Source organism: Lysinibacillus sp. S1 (assembly GCF_044986265.1).
GTDB lineage: Bacteria > Bacillota > Bacilli > Bacillales_A > Planococcaceae > Lysinibacillus > Lysinibacillus capsici.
Map to the genome: position 1 here is coordinate 2,952,536 of NZ_CP173154.1, position 25,511 is coordinate 2,978,046.

At 34.9% G+C, this 25,511-nt stretch carries 18 protein-coding genes, 6 tRNA genes, 1 rRNA gene and 1 pseudogene; 21 read left to right on the forward strand and 5 right to left on the reverse strand.

Annotated elements, in window-relative coordinates; genetic code table 11:
- Positions 1 to 92: 92 nt before the first annotated feature.
- Positions 93 to 208: ribosomal RNA gene (rrf, locus tag ACHZEU_RS14660) — 5S ribosomal RNA — on the forward strand.
- Between the two features lie 114 nt (positions 209 to 322).
- Here rrf and mbcS read toward each other — a convergent pair.
- Positions 323 to 1,909, reverse strand: coding sequence for an acyl-CoA synthetase MbcS (gene mbcS / locus ACHZEU_RS14665; protein ID WP_048393927.1), 1,587 nt, complete (start codon positions 1,907 to 1,909; stop codon positions 323 to 325).
- A gap of 269 nt (positions 1,910 to 2,178) precedes the next feature.
- Between mbcS and ACHZEU_RS14670 the strand changes: the two genes are divergently transcribed.
- From ACHZEU_RS14670 to glmS, 14 genes are all read left to right on the forward strand, one after another.
- Positions 2,179 to 2,255, forward strand: a tRNA-Asn gene (locus ACHZEU_RS14670).
- Between the two features lie 114 nt (positions 2,256 to 2,369).
- Positions 2,370 to 2,444: transfer RNA gene (locus ACHZEU_RS14675), tRNA-Glu, on the forward strand.
- A gap of 55 nt (positions 2,445 to 2,499) precedes the next feature.
- A tRNA-Val gene (locus tag ACHZEU_RS14680) sits at positions 2,500 to 2,575 on the forward strand.
- An 18-nt stretch (positions 2,576 to 2,593) separates the two neighbouring features.
- Positions 2,594 to 2,677: transfer RNA gene (locus tag ACHZEU_RS14685), tRNA-Tyr, on the forward strand.
- 14 nt (positions 2,678 to 2,691) lie between these two features.
- Positions 2,692 to 2,766, forward strand: a tRNA-Gln gene (locus ACHZEU_RS14690).
- Positions 2,767 to 2,779: 13 nt separating this feature from the next.
- Positions 2,780 to 2,852: transfer RNA gene (locus tag ACHZEU_RS14695), tRNA-Lys, on the forward strand.
- 185 nt (positions 2,853 to 3,037) lie between these two features.
- Positions 3,038 to 3,943, forward strand: coding sequence for an arginase (gene rocF, locus ACHZEU_RS14700; protein WP_004225412.1), 906 nt, complete (start codon positions 3,038 to 3,040; stop codon positions 3,941 to 3,943).
- A 133-nt stretch (positions 3,944 to 4,076) separates the two neighbouring features.
- Positions 4,077 to 4,640, forward strand: a complete 564-nt coding sequence (gene sigW, locus ACHZEU_RS14705) for an RNA polymerase sigma factor SigW (RefSeq protein WP_004225410.1) — start codon at positions 4,077 to 4,079, stop codon at positions 4,638 to 4,640.
- Between the two features lie 13 nt (positions 4,641 to 4,653).
- Positions 4,654 to 5,280: an anti-sigma factor gene (locus ACHZEU_RS14710; protein WP_009370547.1), complete on the forward strand. Its 627-nt coding sequence runs from the start codon at positions 4,654 to 4,656 to the stop codon at positions 5,278 to 5,280.
- Between the two features lie 149 nt (positions 5,281 to 5,429).
- Positions 5,430 to 6,266 carry a diadenylate cyclase CdaA gene (cdaA, locus tag ACHZEU_RS14715; RefSeq protein ID WP_009370548.1) on the forward strand — a complete coding sequence of 279 codons (837 nt, stop codon included), beginning with the start codon at positions 5,430 to 5,432 and terminating at the stop codon, positions 6,264 to 6,266.
- On the forward strand, positions 6,259 to 7,335 hold the full coding sequence (locus tag ACHZEU_RS14720) for a YbbR-like domain-containing protein (protein WP_404803509.1): 1,077 nt from the start codon (positions 6,259 to 6,261) through the stop codon (positions 7,333 to 7,335). Before cdaA ends, ACHZEU_RS14720 begins: the two co-directional genes overlap by 8 nt.
- Positions 7,336 to 7,548: 213 nt before the next feature.
- Positions 7,549 to 8,901 carry a phosphoglucosamine mutase gene (glmM, locus tag ACHZEU_RS14725; protein ID WP_279493419.1) on the forward strand — a complete coding sequence of 451 codons (1,353 nt, stop codon included), beginning with the start codon at positions 7,549 to 7,551 and terminating at the stop codon, positions 8,899 to 8,901.
- Between the two features lie 127 nt (positions 8,902 to 9,028).
- On the forward strand, positions 9,029 to 9,544 hold the full coding sequence (locus ACHZEU_RS14730; RefSeq protein ID WP_054549732.1) for a type 1 glutamine amidotransferase domain-containing protein: 516 nt from the start codon (positions 9,029 to 9,031) through the stop codon (positions 9,542 to 9,544).
- A 595-nt stretch (positions 9,545 to 10,139) separates the two neighbouring features.
- Entirely contained in the window at positions 10,140 to 11,942 is a 1,803-nt protein-coding gene (gene glmS / locus ACHZEU_RS14735) for a glutamine--fructose-6-phosphate transaminase (isomerizing) (RefSeq protein WP_054549731.1), read from the forward strand.
- 1,053 nt (positions 11,943 to 12,995) lie between these two features.
- Here the strand turns inward: glmS and ACHZEU_RS14740 are convergent.
- Complete coding sequence (locus tag ACHZEU_RS14740) at positions 12,996 to 13,340, reverse strand: transposase (protein ID WP_404803510.1); 345 nt, start codon at positions 13,338 to 13,340, stop codon at positions 12,996 to 12,998.
- 531 nt (positions 13,341 to 13,871) lie between these two features.
- Positions 13,872 to 14,656 (reverse strand): annotated as a pseudogene (locus ACHZEU_RS14745) (IS3 family transposase); the annotation flags it as partial.
- Positions 14,657 to 14,853: 197 nt separating this feature from the next.
- On the opposite strand from ACHZEU_RS14745, the gene ACHZEU_RS14750 reads away from it, so the two are divergent.
- From ACHZEU_RS14750 to ACHZEU_RS14760, 3 genes are all read left to right on the forward strand, one after another.
- Positions 14,854 to 16,041: a sensor histidine kinase gene (locus ACHZEU_RS14750; RefSeq protein WP_279493418.1), complete on the forward strand. Its 1,188-nt coding sequence runs from the start codon at positions 14,854 to 14,856 to the stop codon at positions 16,039 to 16,041.
- Positions 16,042 to 16,061: 20 nt separating this feature from the next.
- Positions 16,062 to 16,706 (forward strand): response regulator transcription factor, encoded by a 645-nt coding sequence (locus ACHZEU_RS14755; protein ID WP_279493416.1) that lies wholly within the window; start codon positions 16,062 to 16,064, stop codon positions 16,704 to 16,706.
- A 127-nt stretch (positions 16,707 to 16,833) separates the two neighbouring features.
- The gene (locus ACHZEU_RS14760) at positions 16,834 to 19,014 is read left to right on the forward strand and encodes an MMPL family transporter (RefSeq protein ID WP_279496404.1); all 2,181 of its coding nucleotides are present in this window, start codon (positions 16,834 to 16,836) and stop codon (positions 19,012 to 19,014) included.
- A 231-nt stretch (positions 19,015 to 19,245) separates the two neighbouring features.
- Here the strand turns inward: ACHZEU_RS14760 and ACHZEU_RS14765 are convergent, their stop codons facing one another.
- The gene (locus ACHZEU_RS14765) at positions 19,246 to 20,409 is read right to left on the reverse strand and encodes a Ger(x)C family spore germination protein (protein ID WP_279493415.1); all 1,164 of its coding nucleotides are present in this window, start codon (positions 20,407 to 20,409) and stop codon (positions 19,246 to 19,248) included.
- A 554-nt stretch (positions 20,410 to 20,963) separates the two neighbouring features.
- Positions 20,964 to 21,446 (reverse strand): DUF2798 domain-containing protein, encoded by a 483-nt coding sequence (locus ACHZEU_RS14770; RefSeq protein WP_279493414.1) that lies wholly within the window; start codon positions 21,444 to 21,446, stop codon positions 20,964 to 20,966.
- Between the two features lie 487 nt (positions 21,447 to 21,933).
- Here ACHZEU_RS14770 and ACHZEU_RS14775 point away from each other — a divergent pair, with 487 nt between their 5' ends.
- The 3 genes from ACHZEU_RS14775 (at position 21,934) to ACHZEU_RS14785 (ending at position 25,502) form a co-directional block, all read left to right on the forward strand.
- Positions 21,934 to 22,269, forward strand: coding sequence for an XRE family transcriptional regulator (locus tag ACHZEU_RS14775; RefSeq protein WP_279493413.1), 336 nt, complete (start codon positions 21,934 to 21,936; stop codon positions 22,267 to 22,269).
- A 403-nt stretch (positions 22,270 to 22,672) separates the two neighbouring features.
- On the forward strand, positions 22,673 to 23,434 hold the full coding sequence (locus ACHZEU_RS14780; RefSeq protein WP_279493412.1) for a hypothetical protein: 762 nt from the start codon (positions 22,673 to 22,675) through the stop codon (positions 23,432 to 23,434).
- Positions 23,424 to 25,502, forward strand: a complete 2,079-nt coding sequence (locus tag ACHZEU_RS14785; RefSeq protein ID WP_279493411.1) for a Mu transposase C-terminal domain-containing protein — start codon at positions 23,424 to 23,426, stop codon at positions 25,500 to 25,502. Before ACHZEU_RS14780 ends, ACHZEU_RS14785 begins: the two co-directional genes overlap by 11 nt.
- Positions 25,503 to 25,511 lie beyond the last annotated feature (9 nt).

A 25,511-nucleotide genomic window follows, 5' to 3' on the forward strand; every position in this document is an offset into this window, starting at 1 on the left:
TGCGCCGTTTATCCAGTTTTGAAAGAACAACTCTTTCTAAAAAGTCATCTTCTAGACACGGCAGAAAACTATTTATTGCAGGTCGCCCATAGTTTTCTGCTAATGGCAAACAGGTCATACCCTATCCCATACCGAACACGGAAGTTAAGCTCTTTAGCGCCGATGGTAGTTGGGGGCTTCCCCCTGTGAGAGTAGGACGTCGCTAGGCGCAAAAAGTCGCTACTGATACACTCAGTAGTGGCTTTTTTTTGAGCCGATTATTATTTATAAATACATAAAAGAAGGCATCCTCAATGGGTGCCTTCTTGTTTTGATACTTAACTTAATGCGTATGAACTGTAGTAGCTCGTAGTTCGATACGGCGAATTTTCCCTGATGTCGTTTTTGGTAACTCATCAAGAAAGACGATACTACGAGGGTATTTATAAGGGGCTGTTAACGCTTTTACATGCTCCTGTAGCTCCTTTGTTAACTCCTCTTCATTACATTCTTTGAAGCCTTCTCGTAAGATAACAAATGCCTTTACAATATGCCCCCTAATTTCATCTGGCGCAGCTACAACTGCACATTCTTGTACAGCTTCATGTTTGTTTAATGCATCTTCAACTTCAAATGGTCCGATCGTATAACCAGATGAAATAATAATGTCATCTCCACGACCTTCAAACCAGAAGTAACCGTCTTCATCACATTTTGCTTGATCACCTGTAATATACCAATCCCCACGAAATGCAGCTTGTGTGCGCTCTGGTTCTTTATAATATTCTTTAAATAAAGCTGGTGAAGATTTGTGAACAGCAATATCACCAACTTCTCCAACTGGCGCTTCATTCCCTTCATTGTCGATAATACGTACAATATTACCTGGAGTTGGAACACCCATAGATCCAGGACGTAATTCTGTGTTTTCGAGTGTACCAATTAATAATGTGTTTTCTGTTTGTCCATAGCCGTCACGTACTTTTAGTCCAAAATGATTCATAAATGTTTCGATAACTGGACGATTTAAAGGCTCACCAGCAGAAACGGCACTACGTAGAGATGATAGATTGTAGTCTTGTAAATTATCGATTTTCGCCATAATTCGGTATTCAGTCGGTGTACAACATAGAACATTAACTTTTTCATCCTGCATTAATTGAAGATAGGTTTTTGCATCGAATCCACCATGATAGACAAATGCAGTAGCACCGAGCATGATTGTGGATAAAAAAGGACTCCATATCCACTTTTGCCAACCAGGAGCAGCTGTTGCCCACACGAGGTCTCCTTCACGTACACAAAGCCATTTTGAAGCTGCAGTTCTAATATGTGCATATCCCCAGCCATGTGAATGAACAACGCCTTTAGGTTTACCAGTTGTACCAGATGTATAAGAAAGGAATGCCATGTCATCACGTGTAGTAGCTACGGCTGTAAATGTAGCTGGCTGGCTGCTTGCTAATTCATCTAAAGAAGTCCAATCTCCTTTCGCAGCACCGATCACTAGTTTATTTTTCAATGCGTCTACAGAAGAAGCAATTTGATCAACTTCACTAGTAAAAGCCTCATAAGCAATAACTGCACTAGCAGAAGAATGTTCCATCCGATATTCTAAATCGCTTGCACGTAGCATCTCTGAACATGAAATGGGTACGATACCAGCCTTTAAGCAGCCTAGAAAAACGAAATAGGCTTCTGGAAGTCGAGGAATAATAACTAATACACGATCACCTTTTTGAAGCCCCTTCTCCGTAAAAGCGTTTGCGTATTGATTCATTTTTTGGTTAAGCTCCAAATAAGAAACTGTACGTCTCTCTTGTTGTGTATTTAACCAACGTATTGCTTGGCGATCACTATCTTGCGAAAATTTTTCTAATTCCTCTGTGATGTTATAAAATTCAGGTGCAATTAAATCATTTGATACCATCTTGAACATCCTCCCCCAGAAAATTTGATAGAAAATTCATAAAACTATTTTTATTTTAACAATTACAATAATATACAGCAAGAATATTTAGTACGTTAAATAGAAATATTAGAATTAATAGAGAACTATTATGCTTTCAAACGAATATAGGAGGATACTTCGACAAAAAATATAAAAATTTTCACAAAATGTGTTGCATTATTTATAATGCTTGCTATAATAATAAATGTACTTAAGAGGTTGTCTAAAACCAAAGTGAATAGCATTGTTCCGAAGTAGCTCAGTTGGTAGTAGCACCTGACTGTTAATCAGGTTGTCGCAGGTTCGAGTCCTGCCTTCGGAGCCATTTTTTTTGTCCTTTTTTCAAATGCTATAATACATAAAAAAATTTGTGGAAAAGCATTGCAATTATTAATAAAAAATGTTATTATAATTCTTGTCTTGTTTGAGACGTAATATTGGCCCCTTGGTCAAGTGGTTAAGACACCGCCCTTTCACGGCGGTAACACGGGTTCGAATCCCGTAGGGGTCACCATTTAAAACATAGGCTTTATAAAGAATATAAACTGTGATATAACACCTGTTTCTATGGAGGATTAGCTCAGCTGGGAGAGCATCTGCCTTACAAGCAGAGGGTCGGCGGTTCGAGCCCGTCATCCTCCACCATTCTTATTGTGTTATTTCGGAGGGGTAGCGAAGTGGCTAAACGCGGCGGACTGTAAATCCGCTCCTTAGGGTTCGGCGGTTCGAATCCGTCCCCCTCCACCAGTTTTATAAATGATTGGGGTATAGCCAAGCGGTAAGGCAACGGATTTTGATTCCGTCATGCCTAGGTTCGAATCCTAGTACCCCAGCCATTTTTTCTTTTATGAGCCATTAGCTCAGTTGGTAGAGCATCTGACTTTTAATCAGAGGGTCGAAGGTTCGAGTCCTTCATGGCTCACTTTTTTAGAATGAAAATTATTCAAAAGTGTTATATTAACTACAGATAACTAATCTCTTGCTGAAAACAGTAGGAGATTTTTTTATGTTATTTATAAATGAATAAATATACAACTTTTTGTCGAGTTGAGCCAAGTGGTATGTAGGCTTTACAATAATCTTATAACTTTTAGGGGGTATAAAAACATGAATAAACTTAATATTTCTATTATTGGAGTACCAACAGATTACGGACAAACACGCCGTGGGGTAGATATGGGACCAAGTGCTATTCGATATGCAGGTATTGTTGAACGTTTAGAGGCTATCGGACACGATGTACAGGATCAAGGGGATATTCGTGTTAGTCAAAAGCTTGCTGACGGAGCTGTGGATGAAAAATTACTAAATTTAGAGGAAGTTGTAGATGTTAGTACTGCATTAGCAAATAGTGTGCATGAAGTAGTGGAACAAAAGAAATTCCCACTCGTATTTGGTGGAGACCATAGCATTGCTATTGGAACATTAGCTGGATTAGGTGAACATTACAAAAATCTCGGTGTTATCTGGTATGACGCTCATGCAGATTTAAATACACCTGAAACAACACCTTCAGGCAATATACATGGGATGCCGTTAGCCGTTAGTATTGGGCTAGGACATGAACGTTTAGTGCAAATTCGCAACTATGCTCCAAAAATTAAGCCAGAAAACGTGATTATAATTGGAGCTCGTTCAGTAGACCCAGGAGAACGTGAATTGATACGTCAACAAGGAATTAAAGTATATACAATGCATGAAATCGACCGACTTGGCATGACACGTGTGATGGAAGATGCACTTGCTTATTTAAAGGAACGAAATGTTGATGGCTTACATTTATCACTTGATTTAGACGGATTAGATCCACTTTATACGCCAGGTGTGGGTACACCAGTTCCAGGCGGAATTACGTACCGAGAAAGCCATTTAGCAATGGAAATGTTACAAGAATCAGGCATGGTAACTTCAGCAGAGTTTGTAGAGGTAAATCCTATATTAGATGAAAAGAATACAACAGCAAATGTGGCTGTTGCATTAATGGGATCTTTATTTGGCGAAACACTAGTTTAAAGAAAATTTGACAAAAAATTGCCTGTTGCCACATTGCATAAAAATCTTTTGCTATAATTGAATTAAAACGAAACTTTTCTTATTGGTGCTTCGTATAGTATAAGACAGTTGTAAAGGTGGAGAAGTCAACACAATGGATGCGTTAGTAAATAAGAGAATAAAACAAGTGCTTAAAGGCGATCAAAACGCATTTGCCGATATTGTGAGTCTCTATCAGCACAAACTGTACCAAGTATGCTATCGAATGTTAGGCAACAAACAAGAGTCTGAAGACATTGCTCAAGAGGCTTTTGTGCGAGCTTATATGAACTTGCATACATTTGATCAGAAAAGAAAGTTTTCAACGTGGCTTTATCGCATAGCGACAAACCTCTGCATTGACCGTATTCGAAAAAAGAAACCGGATTATTATTTAGATGCAGAAGTAGCTGGTACAGAAGGGCTTGATATGTATTCGCAAATCGCAGCAGATGACCAGCTACCAGAGGAGCAGTTAGAACAAATGGAGCTGCAAGATCGCATTCAATATGAAATTGGACGATTGCCGGATAAATACCGTTCGGTTATAGTATTGAAATATATAGAAGAGTTATCGTTACAAGAGATTAGCGAGATTTTAGATATGCCGCTTGGAACGGTGAAAACGAGGATTCACCGCGGACGTGAGGCATTACGTAAGCAATTAAACAATCTGTAGGAGGGGGAGCGTCATGAATACTTGTCCAGAGCATATTATAGACTATATGCATGATTATTTAGACGGTGACATTAGTCGTGAGCATGAGCAAGAGTTGAAACAACACTTGCATACATGTAATGATTGTAAACAGTTGATGCAAGAATTGAGTGAAACAATCGCCTTTGTGAAGAGTGCTTCCCACATTACAGCGCCTCCGAGTTTTGAAGCAGCAGTTATGGCTCGTTTACCAAAACCAAAAAGTCGAGTAGGTATACAAAAATGGATTCGCCGGCATCCGTTCTTTGTGGCAGCAGCAGTATTTTGCTTATTCATGAGTGCTACATTATTGGGTAGCTTCATGGATGACCAGCATTTCTCGGTGACCAAGCAACCTAATTTAGTTGTGGATGGTCAAACAGTGATTGTCCCTGAAGGAGAAGTGGTAAAAGGCGATATTGTTGTGAAAAATGGCGATTTGATTGTTGAAGGTGAAGTTGATGGCAACGTCACAGTAATCAACGGGCAATATATGGCATCTTCAGCGGTAGTTTCAGGGAGAATCGAAGAAATTGACGAAGTATTTGAATGGTTATGGTATACAATTAAAAATTCTGTTAAGACAGCCATGACATTTGAGGAAAAAGAAGAAACTAAATAACACTCTATACGTCCTAAAAAATAGTGCACGTGAGAGGCTGAAAGGTCTACTCTTCTGAGTAGACTTTTTATTTGAAAAAAGTTACATTTGATAAGAATGTGATATACTTGAATGTGTATGGATTCGTAATGAAAAGTGGGGGATGCCACGTGCAAATTATCGAACATTTCACGGATTTAACACCTGTGAATATTGTTATTAACTTCATTGATGTACTGCTCGTTTGGTACGTTGTTTATAAAGTCTTAACCCTCATTAAAGGTACGAAGGCTGTCCAATTACTTAAGGGAATATTCGTCATTATTATTGCACGAATTGCAACAGACCTTTTAGGGTTACAAACACTTGGCTGGATGCTACAACAAGTTATTGAGTTTGGTTTCCTAGCGATTATTATTATTTTCCAACCTGAAATCAGACGTGGTTTAGAACAAATTGGACGAGGAAAGCTATTCCAACGTTCATCAAGTCAAGAAGAAGAAGAACAAACAAGACTTATTGAGGCTATGAAGAAGTCTGTAAGTTATATGGCTAAACGTCGAATAGGTGCGTTAATTTCTATTGAAAAAGAAACAGGTCTTAATGAATATATTGAAACAGGTATAGGGCTAAATGCTGAAATTTCATCAGAATTACTGATTAATATCTTTATACCAAATACCCCGCTACATGATGGGGCTGTTATTATGCAAAAAGATAAAGTTACAGCAGCGGCTTGTTATTTACCTTTATCTGAAAGCCCATTTATTTCAAAAGAGTTAGGGACACGCCACCGTGCTGCTCTTGGCTTAAGTGAAGTTACAGATGCTATTACAATTGTTGTGTCAGAAGAAACAGGCGCAATTAGTATAACATTAAATGGTAATCTCCATCGAAATCTATCTCTAGAGGAGTTTGAAACATTATTAAGAAAAATGTGGTTCGGATCAGTACAAGAATCAAATGCATCCTCTAAGTTGACTTGGAGGGGGAAAAAGAATGGATAAAATGATGGATAGCCCTTGGGTACTTAGAATCATCGCGCTATTTTTAGCGTTTTTGCTTTTTTTCTCAGTGCGTACTGAGTTGTCACCTTTAAATAAAGCTACCTCAAATGAACAAACGGATGTTATTCGTGATGTTCCAGTGGATGTTTATTACGATAATGAGAATCTTATTGTGACAGGTTTACCTGAAACTGTGGATGTAACGATAGAAGGTCCGATGGCATTGGTTTTAAAAGCAAAGGGAGCTAAGGATTTTTCTATATTTGCGGATTTGAGCAATTTATTGCTGGGAGAGCATGATGTAAAACTGCAATACGAAAATATTTCAGAAAAGTTAAAGGTGACATTAGACCCTGCAACTGTTCATGTGAATATTGAGGAAAAGGTCACGCAGGAGTTCCGAGTGGACCCTGAAATGAACAAACGTTTAATCGAAGAAGGTTTTATCTTAAAAGAAATGACGGCCAACCCGCCAACTGTTTATGTAACAGGTGCAAAAAGTGCTATTGAAAGCATTAGTTATGTAAAAGCAACTGTTACAGGAGAGCAGGGCTTGAAGCAATCATTCACGCAGGAAGCAGCTGTAAAAGTATTAGATAGAGATTTAAATAAGTTAGACGTGACTATTGAACCTGAAATTGTGAAAGTTCAAGTAGATATAGCGGAGTATAGTCGAGAGATCCCAGTTGTCCTTAAGGAAACAGGGCAAGCTGCCGAAGACATTACCATTAACTCATTAACATTTACACCGAAAATGATCAAAGTGTATGGTAGAAAATCAATTATTGACAGTTTAACATCCATTCCAATAACAGTTGACCTGTCAAAAATTACTGAGTCCAAAACTTATGAATTTGATGTAAAATTACCAGATGGTGTGACAAAAATATCTGACAAGAAAATAAAGGTGAAGGCAGATATTACAAAGGTTGAACAAGAAGAACAGCAGAAAACACCAGCTTCTACAGAGGAAACGCCACCTCCAACTGAAGAACCTGATGTGACAGATGAGAGTACTACAACTGATAAAAATAAGTCAACTGAGGAATCGGAAGATATTGATTCTTAAACAATATGTGACTATAATTTTATTTTGATTCTAAATCAAAAATCCAATCAGGTTTGTAATTCAGGTTTCATCAAACAAACTGGCAGAGTGGAATATTAATAATTACCAATGAATGAACAAAAGCAGACTTTTCCAAAAGTAAGCGGACAAGTGTCTAATGCTTGATAGAAACTCACTAGGCACTGTCTTGCATTGAAGGAGAGAATAAGTAGAATGGGTAAATATTTTGGAACAGATGGCGTCCGTGGCGTCGCGAATAGTGAATTAACACCAGAATTTGCATTTAAACTTGGTCGTATAGGCGGCTATGTTTTAACAAAAGATGCAACTGACCGTCCAAAGGTTTTAATTGGTCGTGACACACGTATTTCAGGCGAGATGCTTGAAGGTGCACTTGTGGCTGGTCTTTTATCAATTGGGGTAGAGGTAATGCGTCTGGGTATTATTTCAACACCAGGTGTGGCATACCTTACTCGAATTATGAGCGCAGATGCAGGCGTCATGATTTCAGCTTCACATAACCCAGTTGCAGATAACGGTATTAAATTTTTCGGTCCTGATGGCTTTAAGCTAACAGATGCACAGGAAGCGGAAATTGAAGCGTTAATTGATGCGCAAGAGGATACATTACCACGTCCTATAGGAGCAGATTTAGGATCTGTAAGTGACTATTTCGAAGGTGGTCAAAAATATATTCAATACTTAAAGCAAACAGTGGATGAAGAATTTGATGGTATCCATGTAGCGCTTGATTGTGCACATGGTGCAACTTCATCTTTAGCTACACATTTATTTGCTGATTTAGAAGCTGACATTTCTACAATGGGTGCTTCTCCAACTGGCTTAAATATCAATGATGGTGTAGGCTCAACACATCCAGAAGGACTAGCTAAATTTATTACTGAAAAAGGTGCAGATGTTGGTTTAGCCTTTGATGGCGATGGAGACCGTTTAATTGCTGTAGATGAAAACGGAAAAATTGTTGACGGTGACCAAATTATGTTTATCATTGGTAAGCATTTAAATGCGGTAGGGCGTTTAAAGAAGCAAACAATTGTTTCAACAGTAATGAGCAATATGGGCTTCTATAAAGCTGTGGCTGACAATGGTATGCAAAGTGTACAAACAGCTGTAGGTGATCGTTATGTTGTGGAAGAAATGCGTGCGAATGAATACAATTTAGGTGGCGAGCAATCAGGGCATATCGTCTTTCTAGATTTTAATACAACAGGTGATGGCTTACTGACAGGAATTCAGCTTGTCAACATTATGAAAGCGACGGGTAAAAAGCTTTCAGAACTTGCAGCTGAAATGAAAATCTACCCTCAGCGTCTTGTCAATGTGCGTGTAACAGATAAGCATGCTGTGACTGATAATGCGAAAGTAGCTGCAGTAATTGCAGAGGTAGAAGCTGAAATGGCTGGAAATGGTCGTGTTTTAGTACGTCCTTCAGGTACAGAGCCATTAGTACGTGTCATGGTGGAAGCAGCAACAGAAACGGATTGTGAGCGTTTTGTCGAGCGTATTGCAGATGTTGTACGTGTAGAAATGGGCCTAACAGAATAAGAAATAGAGTGTAAACCCGATTTCCGTAAACAGGAAATCGGGTTTACTTATTTGAAAGGAATGTTTTAAATAAGCGAGATGGGGAACAGTAATTAGGAGTCACAATAACAAGGAGTGTTTAATTGATATGGCTAAAATTGCTACAGTTATAACAGATATGTTTGAGGACATTGAGTTTACAAGCCCTAAAGAAGCGTTGGAAGCAGCTGGGCATCAGCTAGTAACAATTGATATCGAAGCAGGCAAGGAAGTTAAGGGTAAGCATGGAGAGTCCGTGAAAATTGATAAAGGCATTGATGAAGTAAAAGCTACAGATTACGATGCATTATTTATTCCTGGTGGTTTTTCTCCCGATATATTACGTGCGGATGATCGTATAGTAGCATTTGCAAAGTCCTTTATGGATGAAATGAAGCCTACCTTTGCCATTTGTCATGGACCACAACTTCTTATTACTGCAAAGACATTAAATGGGCGTGACGCCACAGGTTATAAATCCATCCAAGTGGATTTAGAAAATGCAGGGGCAATCTTCCATGATGAAGAAGTATTTGTCTGTCAAAAACAGCTTGTAACAAGTAGAACGCCAGATGATCTTCCTGCATTTAATAGAGAAATTGTTAAATTATTAGACAGTAAATAAAGGATAGGCACAAGCATTTTAAATGCTTGTGCCTAATTTCTATTACAATGCTTATCAAAGTGCTTATGTATCGCTTTGTCTACATATTTGTCACGAAAAAGCTTTAGGACTAGGTGTTTTTTATAACGAAAATTTGACGGATAGCATATGATTGAGTATGATGGAGAAGTTGAAGATGAGGTCCGACCTTATCCTTTAACGAACGCCTAAGGAGGGAAGAAAGCGTAAAATCGGAAAACAATTATAGCGCCTGAGCTGAAGAAGTCGGACGAAAAGATCTTCAGCAGACGAGGTGGAGGTTTATCGAAAATTCGGCGGATGCCTCCCAATCGACATACCCGATTGTCATTTTCCATTTTGAAAGCATTTGAGTGATTGAATGTACAGAAAATGGAGAAGGTATTGTAAAAGCAATAGATAAATAGATGAAGCTTCACATATCGAAGGTCTCTATTCAGTTGGCTGAATAGCTTGTGTGTATTGGAGTGCTTTATTTTTTATAAAAATAAAGCTTCGCTGTACATTCAAAAAAATTCGATAGGATGAGGCCTAGTTTGTCATTGCGTTAAATTGACATTATCGGAGGACGAGAATTATGTGTGGAATTGTAGGATATATTGGTGAATCAGATGCAAAGGAAATTCTATTAAAAGGCTTAGAAAAGCTAGAGTACCGTGGTTATGATTCAGCGGGTATTGCAGTACGTAACGAAGAAGGCGTAACGGTTTTCAAAGAAAAAGGGCGTATTGCAGATTTACGAGAAGCGGTAGATGAAGATGTTGCTGCGAAAATTGGTATTGGTCATACACGTTGGGCAACACATGGTGTGCCAAATCGTTTAAATGCTCACCCACATCAAAGTGCATCAGGACGCTTTACACTTGTGCATAATGGGGTTATTGAAAACTATCACTTATTGCAAAAAACATATTTAAAAGGCATTCCAATGAAATCTGATACAGATACAGAGGTTATTGTGCAATTAGTAGAGTTATTTGTGAAAGATGGTCTAAGCACTGCAGACGCCTTCCGTAAAACATTATCTCTATTACATGGCTCCTATGCACTGGCACTATTAGATGCAGAGGCAGCAGATACAATCTTTGTAGCAAAAAATAAATCACCACTTCTAGTTGGAATTGGTGAAGGTTTCAATGTTGTTGCGTCAGATGCAATGGCGATGCTACAGGTAACAGATCAATACGTAGAGCTTCACGATAAAGAGGTAGTTATCGTACACAAAGCAAGTGTGGAAATTACAAAATTAGATGGTACTGTAGTAGAGCGTGCACCATATACTGCTGAGCTTGATATGAGTGATATTGAAAAAGGCACATATCCACACTATATGTTAAAAGAAATGGATGAGCAGCCTACAGTTATTCGTAAAATCATTCAAGCATATGAAGGTGACAACGGTGATTTAACGATTGATGCGGAGATTTTAGAAGCTTTACGAGCAGCAGATCGTTTATATATTATTGCAGCGGGCACAAGCTATCATGCGGGTCTTATCGGTAAACAATATTTCGAAAAAATGGCCGGTATCCCTGTAGAAGTGCATATTTCTAGTGAATTTGGCTATAACATGCCATTACTTTCAGAAAGACCATTATTTATCTTCATTACACAATCAGGAGAAACAGCAGATAGTCGTCAAGTACTTGTAAAAATTAAAGAGTTGGGCTATCCAACATTAACGATCACAAATGTACCTGGCTCTACGTTATCACGTGAAGCTGACCATACATTGTTATTACATGCAGGTCCAGAAATTGCTGTAGCTTCTACAAAAGCTTATGTGGCACAAGTAGCAGTACTTGCATTAGCAGCCTATGTGACAGCAAAGGCAAATGGCAAAGGCTTAGAATTTGATTTAAAACAAGAGCTTGCGATTGCCGCTAATGGCATCCAAACAATTATTGATTCAAAAGATGTGCTAGAAGACATTGCAGAAGATTACTTAAAAATCGCACGCAACGCATTCTTCATTGGCCGTAATATGGACTTCTATGTCAGCCTTGAAGGTGCCTTAAAACTAAAAGAAATTTCGTACATCCAAGCAGAAGGCTTTGCTGGTGGAGAACTGAAGCATGGAACAATTGCCTTAATCGAAGAAGGTACACCTGTGTTTGCGCTTGTCACACAAGCTTCAGTAGGATTAAACATCCGTGGTAATGTCAAAGAAGTAGCAGCTCGTGGTGCATATCCATGTATTATCGCGATGGCAGGCATTGATGAAGATGGCGACCGTTTAGTCATTCCGCATGTTCATGAATTACTAACACCGCTTGTATCAGTAGTACCTTTACAATTAATTAGCTACTATGCTGCACTTCACCGCCGCTGTGATGTAGATAAACCACGTAACCTAGCTAAATCGGTAACTGTTGAGTAAGAACAAAAATTAGATTTAATGTTGTGAGTTATAACTAATGCTGTCATATTTTATAATTATATTTGTCATATAAATATAAGATAAATTGACACTATAACAAACCTTGGTACAGTTTTGATGCTGCTGTATCAAGGTTTAAATTTCATTCAATTTGTCTTTTTATAGTACGATTGATTAAAAATAAGTATGAAAACTCATGTAATTATTATAACTAATATTGTCATTTATCAGCTATAAATGATTAGGATCATAATAGCTGGAAAAGTACAATAAAAGATAAACATTTTGTGAGGGTCACACAACCGGAACTAGACATATAAATTTTGGTTGTTAAACAACAAAAAAGTGACTATATTTCAATACATTTTATATTAACTATACTCAAATGAAGAGCTGTTTAATCAATAACATATGATTAAACAGCTCTTCATTTGTTTTTTAAAACTTTAGGTTGTCTATGTAGTTTTGAAAGTTGATCTGACTAATGTATAAAATAATGGAATGATTTGGAATTAAATTCGATCGTTTTATAAAAGAGTTTGATCAAAACTTCAAAAGAAATGTACGAAATTCAATATTATCAAATGTTCTTTTTGCCTTTAAATATTTAGATGAAGAGCAAGAAATTAAATTATTTGATGTAATTAATTCAAAAGGTAACAGAAATGACCAAGTACTATTTCATAGTTAGAGGATAAAAAAGGAGAATATAAATTGAGAAGGACATCTTAAGTGTGTATGTACGTTTAAACTTTACATACTTCTTTTTTCGGTGCGATTAGGTTGACTGAAGAGTTCCTTCTTCAACTACATAACTATATTCATTTTTTATTACCCTTAACTGTTGCTATAAATATGGATCTATGTCAAGATACCGGACACATAAAAGTTAAGTTTTGTTTTGTGGCAACCACCATTTATGGAGTGTTCCACATCCCGTGTAGCCAGTCAAAGTGAAAAGAGCCTTTGACAGACTACACGGGATGTAGAGCGAGAAATCCATGGAGGTTGCGCCCCAAATAGGAAGGGGTAGATTGCTTGAATCCCACTGTTTTATGCTGTAGTTCGGCATATTCTTTCGCATTCTTCGGGCGTTAATAAGCCTATTGCACCATGAATGCGTTTGCGATTATACCAACCTTCAATATATTTAAATAGCGCGACTCTAGCTGTTTCATAATTTTCATAGCGCGTTCGATAGACTTCTTCTTTTTTCAATGTCGCATGAAAAGACTCGATACAGGCGTTATCGTATGGGCAACCTTTACGGCTGAACGACGGAATCATTTCGTGTTTTTTTAGTTTTTTTTGAAATGTTTCACTCGTATATTGCGTACCTAAATCGGTATGGATAATCAATCCTGGCGCTGGATTTTGTGCTTGTACAGTGTGATCCAATGCATCAACGTGTACACACCTAAAAAACTTTGGGTTTACACAATAATGTATGTCCTTAAATAAAAAAGTTTGGTCAAGACTGAAGGGAAATTAGGGTGAAAGCCTGGTCGCCCTTCGGTCTTTTTTGCATGAAAAAAGCAGGAGAAAAAGCAAGGATACGTACCGTTGGTACGTCAGCCGATGTAATTAAACGTTTGATTAAAAGCATGAAATAGCTTGAAAAATAAGGGATTTCAAGAAAGAAAGCATGAGAAAAGGAGCGGAAAAAGGCAGGGGAAAATGCAGGAGAAATAGAAGAATGGCAGGAGAAAAGCGGGAGAAAAAGAAGGAGAAATACTTGATTTTTGGACAAAGTTTTTTATGTCTGCGACTATGAAAATTCGGTACAAGTTTGAGCAAAAGTGGGGGAAAGGCAGGACAAACTTTTTTCTATTCCAGAAGATGGAGAAAGGCATGAGCTTAAGCAGGACAAGGGTTTGAAAGGGGAAAGGCAGGAGGAAATGATGGACAAAGATTTTTATGTGTGAACACAACGACCAAATCTACGGTCATTTTTCGTCCAAATTTATACCCTACAATTTTCTTCGTATGTAAATCAAGAACCGACGCCAAGTAGCACCATCCATCGCGGATCGTATGGATATACGTAATATCGGCTACCCACTTTTCATTAATCGTCGTTGTTTGGAAGTCCTGTTCAAGTACGTTTTCACGTTCTTCCACAGGCTTTTGTGTTGGCGTCGGACGGTACTTTTTTGTGATGTTCGAGCGAATACCAGCTTTTTTCATAAGTCGCTGTACACGTTTAATACTAACTTTCACGCCTTCCTTGAGTAACTGTGCATGGATTTTTGGTGCACCATATCGTCCATCACTTTCTTTATGAATGGCACAAATACGCACCGTAATTGTTTGATTTTCAACTTCATAGACACTAGGTTTCTTGTGGAAAGACTGGTAATACGTACTTTTGGGTATCTTTAAAACGCGACACATTAGTTGAATAGGATAATGTTCGCTTTCGTTTTCAATATGGTCAATGAGTTCTTGTTCTGTTACTTTTTCGCGAATATGGTCATAGCCTTTTTTAAGATTTCAATCTCCTGCTTTAATCGAAGATTTTCTTTTTGGATCGAAGAAACTTCTGCTGCAGTTAATTCTTCTACACCTTCAATTGGGGAGTGTAACTTAATCCATTTATAAATAGTTACTTCAGAGACACCATATTCGCTAGACAGTTGACTGACCGATGTACCAGAGTGATAAAGCTCTACTACAGTTTGTTTAAATTCTTGATTGTATCGTTTTTGACTCATAAAAAAGACACGTCCTCTCTTGGTTATAATGATACTAACTTAACCAGAGTGTGTCCATGGCTCTATTCTACATTCAATAATATATTTTGTTAAATGCGGATAACCAAACAAATACATCACTAAAGTACATGCATGAAAGGGAAGGTAAGCAATAATACTAGTAGTATATAATATAAATTAAAAGGTGGTTATTATGGATGTATTTAAAAATAACTAAGCTTATAGATTTGTTTTTGTCTAAACTTACAGACTCAGGTATTGCTCTTATCTTTTGGGCGAGTTCAGTATGTATTGGAGCTTTAATAGTGCAAAATGTTCAACAAGTGATTTTTATACCTAGTTTTTTATTTTGTACTCTTATTGGCATTCATCTATTATTATATAATTTTTCTGAAAAACTCAGTAAGAAACGTAAATGGTTCTATTTTTTTATACAAATGTTAATTGTATTTGCTGCTGCTCTTCTTATTCCCAAAGGTTCATTTATTGTCTTGATTGGTTTTTTCCCCATTTTAATAGCACAAAGTATTACTATTTTTAATAGTAAAATAAAAGTATTCATTGTATTTACCCCATCTTATTTATTATATTGCTTAGCTATTTGGATTAATTATGGTATAGAAGAATTAACAATTTATATTCCTTTATTCTTTTTTATACTTATAACCGTGATTTTTTATTATGTAATATATAATAAGCAGTTAAATGCTAGAGTCCGGACAGAATTTTATCTAGATCAACTTGAGGTAGCCTTAATGAAAGTGGAAGAATTAACTTTAGCCAATGAAAGACAACGTATGGCTAGAGACTTACATGATACTTTGGCTCAAGGTTTAGTCGGTTTAATTATGCAGTTAGAGGCAATTGATGCCTATATACAAAAAGGAAATTTAAATAGATCAAAAGAAATTGTAGATAACTCTTTAATTCAGGCTCGACAGACTTTAAATGATGCTAGAATAGCCATCGATAACCTTCGTTCTAAAGAGAGTATCCAATCTAATTTAAAAGATTTCGTTTTATATGAAGTCACTAAGTTTAAAGAATTATCACCAATTACTGTAGAATGTAAAGTTGACATCATCCCTTCATTACCTATTTTGGTAGTGGAAGAAATTATATTTATTCTAAGTGAGTGCTTAACAAATATTATGAAACACTCTAAGGCCACTACAGTAACTATAAAAATATATGTAGTAGACAATAGATTATTGATGGAAGTGTTGGATAATGGGATAGGATTTTCGATTGAAAAAGAGAAGAATCAAAGAGGGAAATACGGGCTTTTAGGGTTGTATGAGCGAGCTAAATTAATTGGTGGGGAACTTACAATTGAAAGTAAAATCGATGGGGGAACTAAAGTACTCTTCACCATTCAATTATAATGTGAAAGAAGGGGTAGAATTTGGCATACAAAGTATTGGTTGTAGATGATCATTTCGTTGTTAGGGAAGGTTTAAAACTAATTCTAGAAACAGAAGATATTTTCGAAGTTGTAGCAGAAGCAGAAAACGGTAAAATAGCACTTGAATTTTTAGAAAAAAATATGGTTGATGTTATATTATTAGATTTAAAAATGCCCCTTATGGATGGTTTAACAACGTTGGAAAGAATGAATGAAAAAAACATTTCGATACCTGTTATCATTTTAACTACCTATAATGAGGATGATCTAATGGTAAAAGGTATTGAATTAGGTGCAAAAGGTTATCTGTTAAAAGATACCAGTAGAGATAATTTATTTAGAACATTAGAATCTGCTATAAGAGGCGAGACATTATTACAACCAGATATTATAAATAAATTAATGAAATTTAAGAGAAATCATACATCCAATTATAAAAATGGTGCAGCTAATTTAACGGAAAAAGAAATTTTTATATTACAGGCTATTGCAAGAGGATTCAAGAGTAGGGAGATAGCCCATGATATGGGGATTGCAGAACGAACAGTGAAAGCACATTTAACTAATGTATATAATAAACTTGGTGTAAATTCAAGAACGGAGGCAGTTGCCATTGCTTTAGAAAAAGGCATTTTTCATTTATAAAATATTTGTTTTGCCCATTCGTACATGTGGATGATGCCCATATGTACGATTTTTTAATTTACAATCCAGTTTAAACTAGGATAGTAGCTTTGTTAGAAAAAATGTAGTGGTAGTGGAAGGAGAAAAAATGTCAAAGTATTTGTTTAAACTTGGTAGATGGGCAGTTAATCACAAGAATAGAGTTATGGGAGGAGCTATTGTTACCCTATTGATAGTAGCATTGCTCGCATTAATTGTTGGACCTGCTTTTAATGAAGAAATATCTATTCCAAATACAGAATCAGCAACTGCTGGTGAAATACTTGAAAAGGAATTTTCAAACAAAGATGAAGCTTCACCAGGAGCTATAAATCTTGTATTTAAGGCACCAAAGGGAGAAACTTTAGAATCAGATACTGTTAATGAAAAAATAACTGAATTACTTGACGAGGTTAAAAAAGATAAAAAAATTATATCTGTTGCTTCGCCCTTAGAATTAGGCAATCTAAGTGAAGATAAAACAATTGGTTATGCAGTTGTTTCTTTTAATTCGCCACCTGAAGAAGTATCGGAGAAATCTAAAGCAAAGATTATTCAAAAAATAGCGATTACAAATAATGCAGGTATACAAACTGAATTAGCTGGAAATGTTACCTTTTCGGAATTAGAAATTGGAGGAGTAACAGAGGTTATAGGAGTAGTAATTGCATTTTTAGTTTTAGCTATTACATTTACCTCATTTTTAGCAGCTGGTATGCCTATTTTAACTTCTGCGATAGGTCTAGGTATAGGACTACTGTTAGTTATTATCGGGACTAATTATTTCGATATACCATCTTTTTCGATGTCATTAGCAGCGATGCTTGGTTTAGCAGTTGGTATTGACTATTCTTTATTTATTATCTCTAGATTTAGACAAGAGCTAGCTGCAGGGCATAATGTAGAAGATGCAGCAGCAATCGCAAATGGCACTGCTGGAAGTGCTGTATTATTTGCGGGAGTCACTGTAATAATAGCCCTTTTAGGTTTAGCTGTAGCTCAAATACCTTTCCTAACTATGATGGGATTAACAGCAGCTGTATGTGTATTATTAGCCATACTTGTGGCAATCATTTTAGTCCCAGCAATATTGGGAATTATGGGACATAAAATTGGTCCTAATCGTAAAAATACATTTTTAAAGAAACTCACTAGTAGAAAGAACAAGTCAAATACTTGGTGGGATATCGTTACTAAGCGACCATTAATAGTGACAATCATTGGAATTGTATTACTTCTGGTTTTAAGTACACCATTTTTTCATATGGAATTGGGATTACCTGATAACGGGACTAAATCCGAAGATACCATTGAGAGAAGAGCCTATGACTTACTTTCAGAGGGATATGGTCCAGGATATCATGCATCATTAATTGTTTTATTAAAAGCAGAAGATTTAAAAAATGAAGAAGAATTATTAGTAGTTTCAAAGGAAATTGAAAAAATAGACAATGTTAAATATATTTCTCCACCTATTCCTAGTCCAAATAAGAAATACTATATGCTATCCGTAACTCCTAAAACGGGACCAAATGATAGTAGCACTAAAGACTTGGTACGCGAGATTAGAAATATACCTAATAATACAGAAATATCTGATGATGTCAGTCTGAAGGTAACTGGACAGACAGCTGTAAATATTGATATCTCAGAAAAATTGAATGACTCTTTACCTATTTTTGCAACAATTATTGTTTTGTTCGCATTTATTCTTTTGGTAATTGTGTTTAGATCAATTTTAGTCCCTTTAAAAGCTGTATTAGGTTTTTTACTCTCCTTAGGTGCAACATTAGGGTTTGTTGTGTTTGTTGTTCAAGACGGAAATCTAATAGACCTATTTGGATTCCCTACTGCAAGTCCGGTACTTGCCTTTTTACCCGTAATCGTCATTGGTATATTGTTTGGTTTAGCTATGGACTATGAAGTATTTTTAGTTAGTCGAATGCGCGAAGAGTATGTACATTCTGGTGATGCACAAAAAGCTGTTTTAGTAGGAATTAAGGATAGTTCTAGTGTAGTGACCGCTGCGGGTTTAATAATGATTTCTGTTTTTACAGGGTTTATGCTCGCACCAGATCCTATCATAAAATCAATGGGCTTTGCCCTTACATTCGGTATTATATTTGATGCATTTGTTGTCAGATTAACAATTGTACCTGCTGTGATGATATTGATGGGTAAATCAGCTTGGTATTTACCAAAGTCATTAGATAAAATAATTCCGAATATTGATATTGAAGGTACAACGCTAATAGAAGAAATAAATAAAAATAGAGATAAAACTATATAAAATTATATCATTTTATCTGTTGGAGTCATCAAAGGTATTTAAGGGCCTAAAAAATACAATCAATATAAAATAAAAAATGTATCTTTGTGTCTGATGACTATGAGACTGGTAGTTATTAGAAACCGAACTATTCATTAAAACGCTCACAAAGTGTTTCCGAATAGTTTGGTTTCTCTAGTGATGATGTTATGTTAATTTAGAGATTACTCGGCTTTAAGGTCCCAATCTCGATTATTCAGTAATCGTTTCCACATAAGTTTTTCTTCCAGGATTAATCTTACCAACGTGAATATTTATTTCATTGATTGACTCTGTTGTTAAAGGTATCTTTCCATCCATTTCGATTTTCTTCCACATTTTAACGTTACTTCGATAAAGGTACTCTGACAATCGGTATACATCAGCATCCATTTTCAAGCCTTCTTCATAAGTTTCAAGCACTTCTTTTTTTACCTGCTCCACTATTTTTTTCCTTATTTCTTGCGTGGTAATGGTTCCTTTAAATCCATTAAGAGTAGCATGTACATGTATGTCTATATTAAATTTTATTGAATCACTATTCTTTACAAGAGGCTTAACTTCAACAGTTAACTTGTCTAAGTCTACTGTAAGATAATCTCTTTCTTCACCGTCTAATTTAATTGTAACTTCACCTCTATTTGTCTCATCATGCATCCATTGGTTACCTCTTGCATTAGAATCTTTTATAAATCCCTTGATACCATCTTTTGAAAGGATTCCGATACCTGCAAAAGTGGTTTCTTCAGTAGGTCCATCAGTATCTTCCCAATTATTCATTACTGATACATAAGGTATACTTATTTCGTGACTTGGTTCATTCAGTCCAATCATTAAATCCCGAAGGTTTACCGGATCAATAAAAGATTCTTGTTCTGTAGTATTGATTGGATTGCTTAATTTCGAAGAAGTTAAAGAATTTCTTAAGATAGGTGTGATTAACAACACATCTTTAATAGAATCTTTTGTACTAAAAACCCATATGTTATATCTAGTTTCCCGAAAACGAATGAATGTATCAATAACAGGAATACTTCTCTCATTCTTTAGAGCGCGTTCTGAAAAAAGGAGATACCTTATATGCCCCCAAAATATTTCTTGATCGGCAGATCGATATAATTTATAAATAGCTTCTTCAACCGTTTTTCCATCTGCATAACCAACTTCAGCTGGAGCAACATTACCAGTGGGTACCTCTGTTTTAGCTACATCAGCAAAGTTAATGATTTGTAAGTAAACTTTGTATTTATTATCTTCGTAGTCGACACCCACAGCGTTAACATAATACATACGTTGAGGTTCTGTTGCATCCCAACATCCTGATAAAAGGAATATGAGGAAAACGAAAAGAGGAAACACTATACATTTTTTTATCATTTTTTCGCCTACTTTTTGATACTATTGATTCAATTATGTGCAAAAAAAAGCGATTTAAACAAAACGATCACTCCTTATATAGAAGTGATCGTAGGAAGATAAAAGAAACTCATTATGAACTGGAACATTATATCTTATGTGCTATTTTTAATAATTTTATATATGTTCACCTATTTTAATTAAGAAATAAATTCCTATGAACCGTATATTAAGTTATGATTTTAAACTGATTGTCTCTAGGTGTTTAGCTTAGGCATGAGGAGAAAATTAAATCTTGTTTTGTATCAAACTACAGTTTTTACGATTGGCTATAAAATTATTTCAACTATAACCCTTTTACAATAATGGCTTTCAAGTAGAATCAAATTTGAAAATAAAAAGAATACTAATTTAAGTAAGGTTGGGTAGTTTTCTTACCTTGAGATTTTGTTTGAAGAATTTATGTGGTTGCATTGATCTTTATACTCTCGAAAACTTATTCAGTAAAAAGTAACCCAAAAGAATAAATCTCAATTGTTGAATTTAACTATTATAGCTGGCTCAACTTAATTTTTTTATACTAAGTTATTTTGAGAAGTTTTTATAAACTTAGTAAATAGGAAGCGTACAATTGGACCAATAATAATAATTTGCAAAGGCAAGGCTACAATAAAATTCCTACCAAATACAGAAAGGAATTGATTGAGAACCGAATTGGAATACAAACCATTGTGAAGATAACTTGTTAACAAACCATAGATGGACATAAAAAAAGCCATTCCAATAACCATGCATGTAGATATTGTTAGAACCTTAAATAGAACATTTGATGTATTTGCTGTTAATTTGAAAGCTATTTTTTTAGCTATAGGTCCTACTAGATACAAGTCAAGAATTATAGCAACAATAAAGCCTATTAAAAAATCAGTAATTCCGCCTAACAATGATATATGCCCAAATGTATCATTAAGATAAAAATTATAAAAAGTCATAAAAAGTACCATTCCAAAACACATTATTAATCCAAAATAGAGACTTTCTTTTCTAGTAGTTGGCATATGTCAACACTCCTTCCGTTACTTGAGTTAGTATATAGATATTAGAAATATTTCGTAAGTGACAATTTTGTGAAGTTCTTTTGTGGAATTTAAATATATCTTTACTACACAAAATGAAAAAATGAAAAGAGCTGAAGTTTAGTTAGTTTCTGCAATGCAACAATTTCACTGAGAAAGATTTTCTGATTAATCAAAAGAATATATACTGAAAAAAATGATAGTAAGAAGAGGTTATAACTTATATTTTCAAACAATATGTCAGTACCTCAGTTTGTCTAAAGAAATCACTTCTTTGATAACCCGGTTGTTCCTTGATAATGTTCCTTGATAAAATGAGGAAATTTCAAAATTACTTTGAAAGTACTTGAATGAATTAGTAGAAATATTAAAAGGCGACTAACTTAATCCATTGGGATTTAGTTAAGATGCACACATTTTTTATGGATAAAGATAAATATAACAAGTTTATGGGAAGGCGGGAGTATGTATGAAAACTAACGATTTAGTAATAGGCAAAGTAATTAAATGGTTAGAGAGTGAAGAGAAATCATTTGTATGGTTAGCTGAACAATTAGGTGTAAGTTTATTCCATGTAGAGTATATGTTAAAAGGAGAACGTATTCTAAAATCGGAACGTATCGAACAGATTGCGAAGATAATGGGAATCAAAACAAAAGAATTGGTTAAGTCAGAAGTAATTATGGAAAATCAGTTAACTGTTAAATTGCTTGGTAGTATTTCTAATCGACGCTCGAAGAGAGAGTTGGATTCTTTATTGTTTGCTATTAATGATTATCTTGGACTAAAAGAGCAGACGAAATGATTGTGTATGTAGTTAATAAGGTAGTTTTGAAAAAACTCATATATTTTAAGAAAGTTAAAACTGGACAAAATGAATCGCATATGGATTGTCAAGATTGAAAATGGTTTATACAAATACTATTGAAGAGATAAATTAATTATGAAGGTACCTACAGTAAGTCTAAAATTATAGAAACAAGAGGAATACATGGTTTTTATTCGATTTTACTTAGTTTTAGCATCACACACTCGTATATATTAGTTTAGTTACATCAAACGATAAATCAAAAATGGATTTTTAATTTTGAATATTTTAAATATTATAAAAATGGATTATTATAAACTTATTACTCCTTTTATTCAAATTTAGTAGAAGTTATACAATTAATGGTAATACATGGTGAAATAAATATACTGGAGGTCCTATGTTTGATAAAGATGTACTAAATGGGATTTGGAAAGAGAATGAAATTGAGTATTTTCCAAAGAGAAAAGTTAGCAATAAATTAAGTTGGAAAATACATCATATTACTGGTTCTTTTTACAGTAATAAGATGGGGAGGACAATTGAGTATGAATCAATTGGAGAATGTTTATTTTACTTTTTCTTAGAACTAGCTAGAGAAGTGGAGCGATATTATGTACAACCAGTAGAAATTAATATTCCTCATCTTTCAAAAGAAGGGGATAGAAAAAGCTGGACTCATATTCCCGATGTGTTGGTATTTGGTATTGGATCTAAACCAACATTATTTCAAATCAAAGAGAATCCACAGGAAAGTAAAAAACATGATTTTATAAATAAAATATGTCAAGAATACGCAGCTAAAAAGCAATGGAAATATAGAGTTATTTATCCGAAGAAACTACCACAAGAGATATTGTATAATATTAAATTTTTACAAGGAGCCATTCGTAAGCGAAAGCGATTCGATGAATGGATACCTGAAATAATTTATCGAGTAGAATATATGGAGGTTGTAACAATAGATGAACTTGCCTCTAGTTTTGCACCTAAAGTTAACCCACTACTAGTAATTCCAGTAATCCACCATCTTATAGCCACAGGAGTTTTACAAATCAAGATTACAAATGAGATTGATCAGTATAGTGAAGTTAAGTTAAAAAAGCTAAATGAACAGCTACTACCATATCTTAATTTGGATGGTGAGTTATTTGAATATTAGTGAGCTGAAATTAAATGGAGAAGTAAATTATTATGGTATGACATATATAATTTTGGCAATTGATCCACCTATCATTACTTTAAAAAGGAAAAATAATAGTGGAGATGCAATATCCATTAATTATTTTGAGTTAATAACAAATCCGTCTTTTCATGCAGAAAAGTCAATCAAAAAGTCTATTGAAAAAGACAATAATATTTATTTATCGATTTTAGATTCTTTAGATGAAAAGAAAAGAGAAGAAGTATCAAAACGCTTAAAAATTATTAGACCTTTGTTGGTACTAGAAAAATTAAAACAAAATCACTATCCATCTTATGTAGAGTTTCTTGAGAACTATAATGACTTATTAAATGAAAATGAGAATCCAGGGAAAATAAAACAGGAAATAATAATAAAGAGAATAGCAATAAAATACTCTGTGTCAGACAGAACAATAAAAAGATATTTATCAAATTACCGTAAAGTTGCGCATGAGAATCCGTCATTGGGTGACGAAGGATTAATATCAAATGCAGGAACAGGTTATAAATTTCGAAATGATAATAAAACCTTAATAATCAATCACCCAAAACACCCAGAGATGATACTAGATCAAATTCAAATTCGTTTGAGTGATGAATATATACCAATAATTAAAGAAGTAATTGAAAGTGATTACTTGACACTTCACCGTAAAAGTAAAGCGAAAATTATTGATTTAATTAATATAAAATGTTCGATGAATGGAGTTCCACCTATAAAATCAGAGACTATGTATAAAATATTTGAAAGAATCTCACCTAAAGTAGTTGAAAGAATGAGGTTCGGAACAAAGTCAATAAATAAGTATGAAGAAGTAAATAGAGGTTTTGCCAATAATGAAGCACTTTATCCACTTCATCTAGTAGAAATTGATCATACCCGTATGGATATAGAGGTTATTGACGAAAAAAATGGTGCAATAACAGGGAGACCGTGGATAACATTAGGTATAGATGTATATTCAAGGATGGTTTGGTGTATGTATATCTCATTTGAGCCCCCTTCTGCTAATAGAGTTAGAAAAGCAATTCAGCAAGGAGCTCTATTTAAAAATACGAAGGAGCAATATGGAACTTTTAATGATTGGGAGATTTTTGGTATTCCACACAATATACAATTTGATAACGGTCCAGAATTTCATAATCTTGCTATTAAGCGGTTAGTGAATGAAACTTTAAAATCGAATATTAGGTTTCGTCCAATTGCAACGCCTAGATATGGGGGAACTATTGAAAGATTGATTGGTACATTTAATACTCAAGTTCTACACAATTTACAGGGTACAACTAAAAGTAATATTTTCCACAAGGGAGAGTATGATTCATCAGAAAATGCTTTATTGACTATTGGTAATATAAGAGAAATTCTAACGAAGTATATAACAGATATTTATCATTTTCAAAAGCATACAGGGTTGCCATTAGATTGTAATTCACCAATGGCGCGTTTTCATGAAGGGTTAAAGAAAAGCGGGCTACCTGATTTTATAGAAACAGAAGATGAAGAATTATTTAAGATTTCCTTATTACCAACATTATATAAACCGTATACGAGGGACGGTGTTCGGATTGATAACCGTATCTATAAAGATAATTCATTATCACATCTTATAGATAAAAGAGAGGTAAAGTATAGAGTCAAGTATGATATTGATGATATATCTTACATATATATTAAACCTCCAAATGAAGATAACTTTGTAAGGGTCAATATTGTTAATCCTCCTTATGAAACTGTCCAAGGGATGAATGCTTATACTTATACATTGTTGTTGAAGTTTTTAAGAGACAGAGGAGAATTAAAAAGGAACAAAATTACTACAGATGACCAAATTATTCAGGCAAAAGCAGCTCTTCAAAAAGATATTGAGAAAATGTATAAAACAAATAGAAGAACGAGACAACAGTTGGAAAGAATGGAATGGAACGTTGAGGTAACTAATATAAGTAAAAAAGAAAAAATTAGTAAGGATAATAAACTAACCTATGAACAACTTATGGCTAATGCAGTAAAAATTTTCAATGAAAGCTCGGAAGAAAATTAAGGGGGTGGA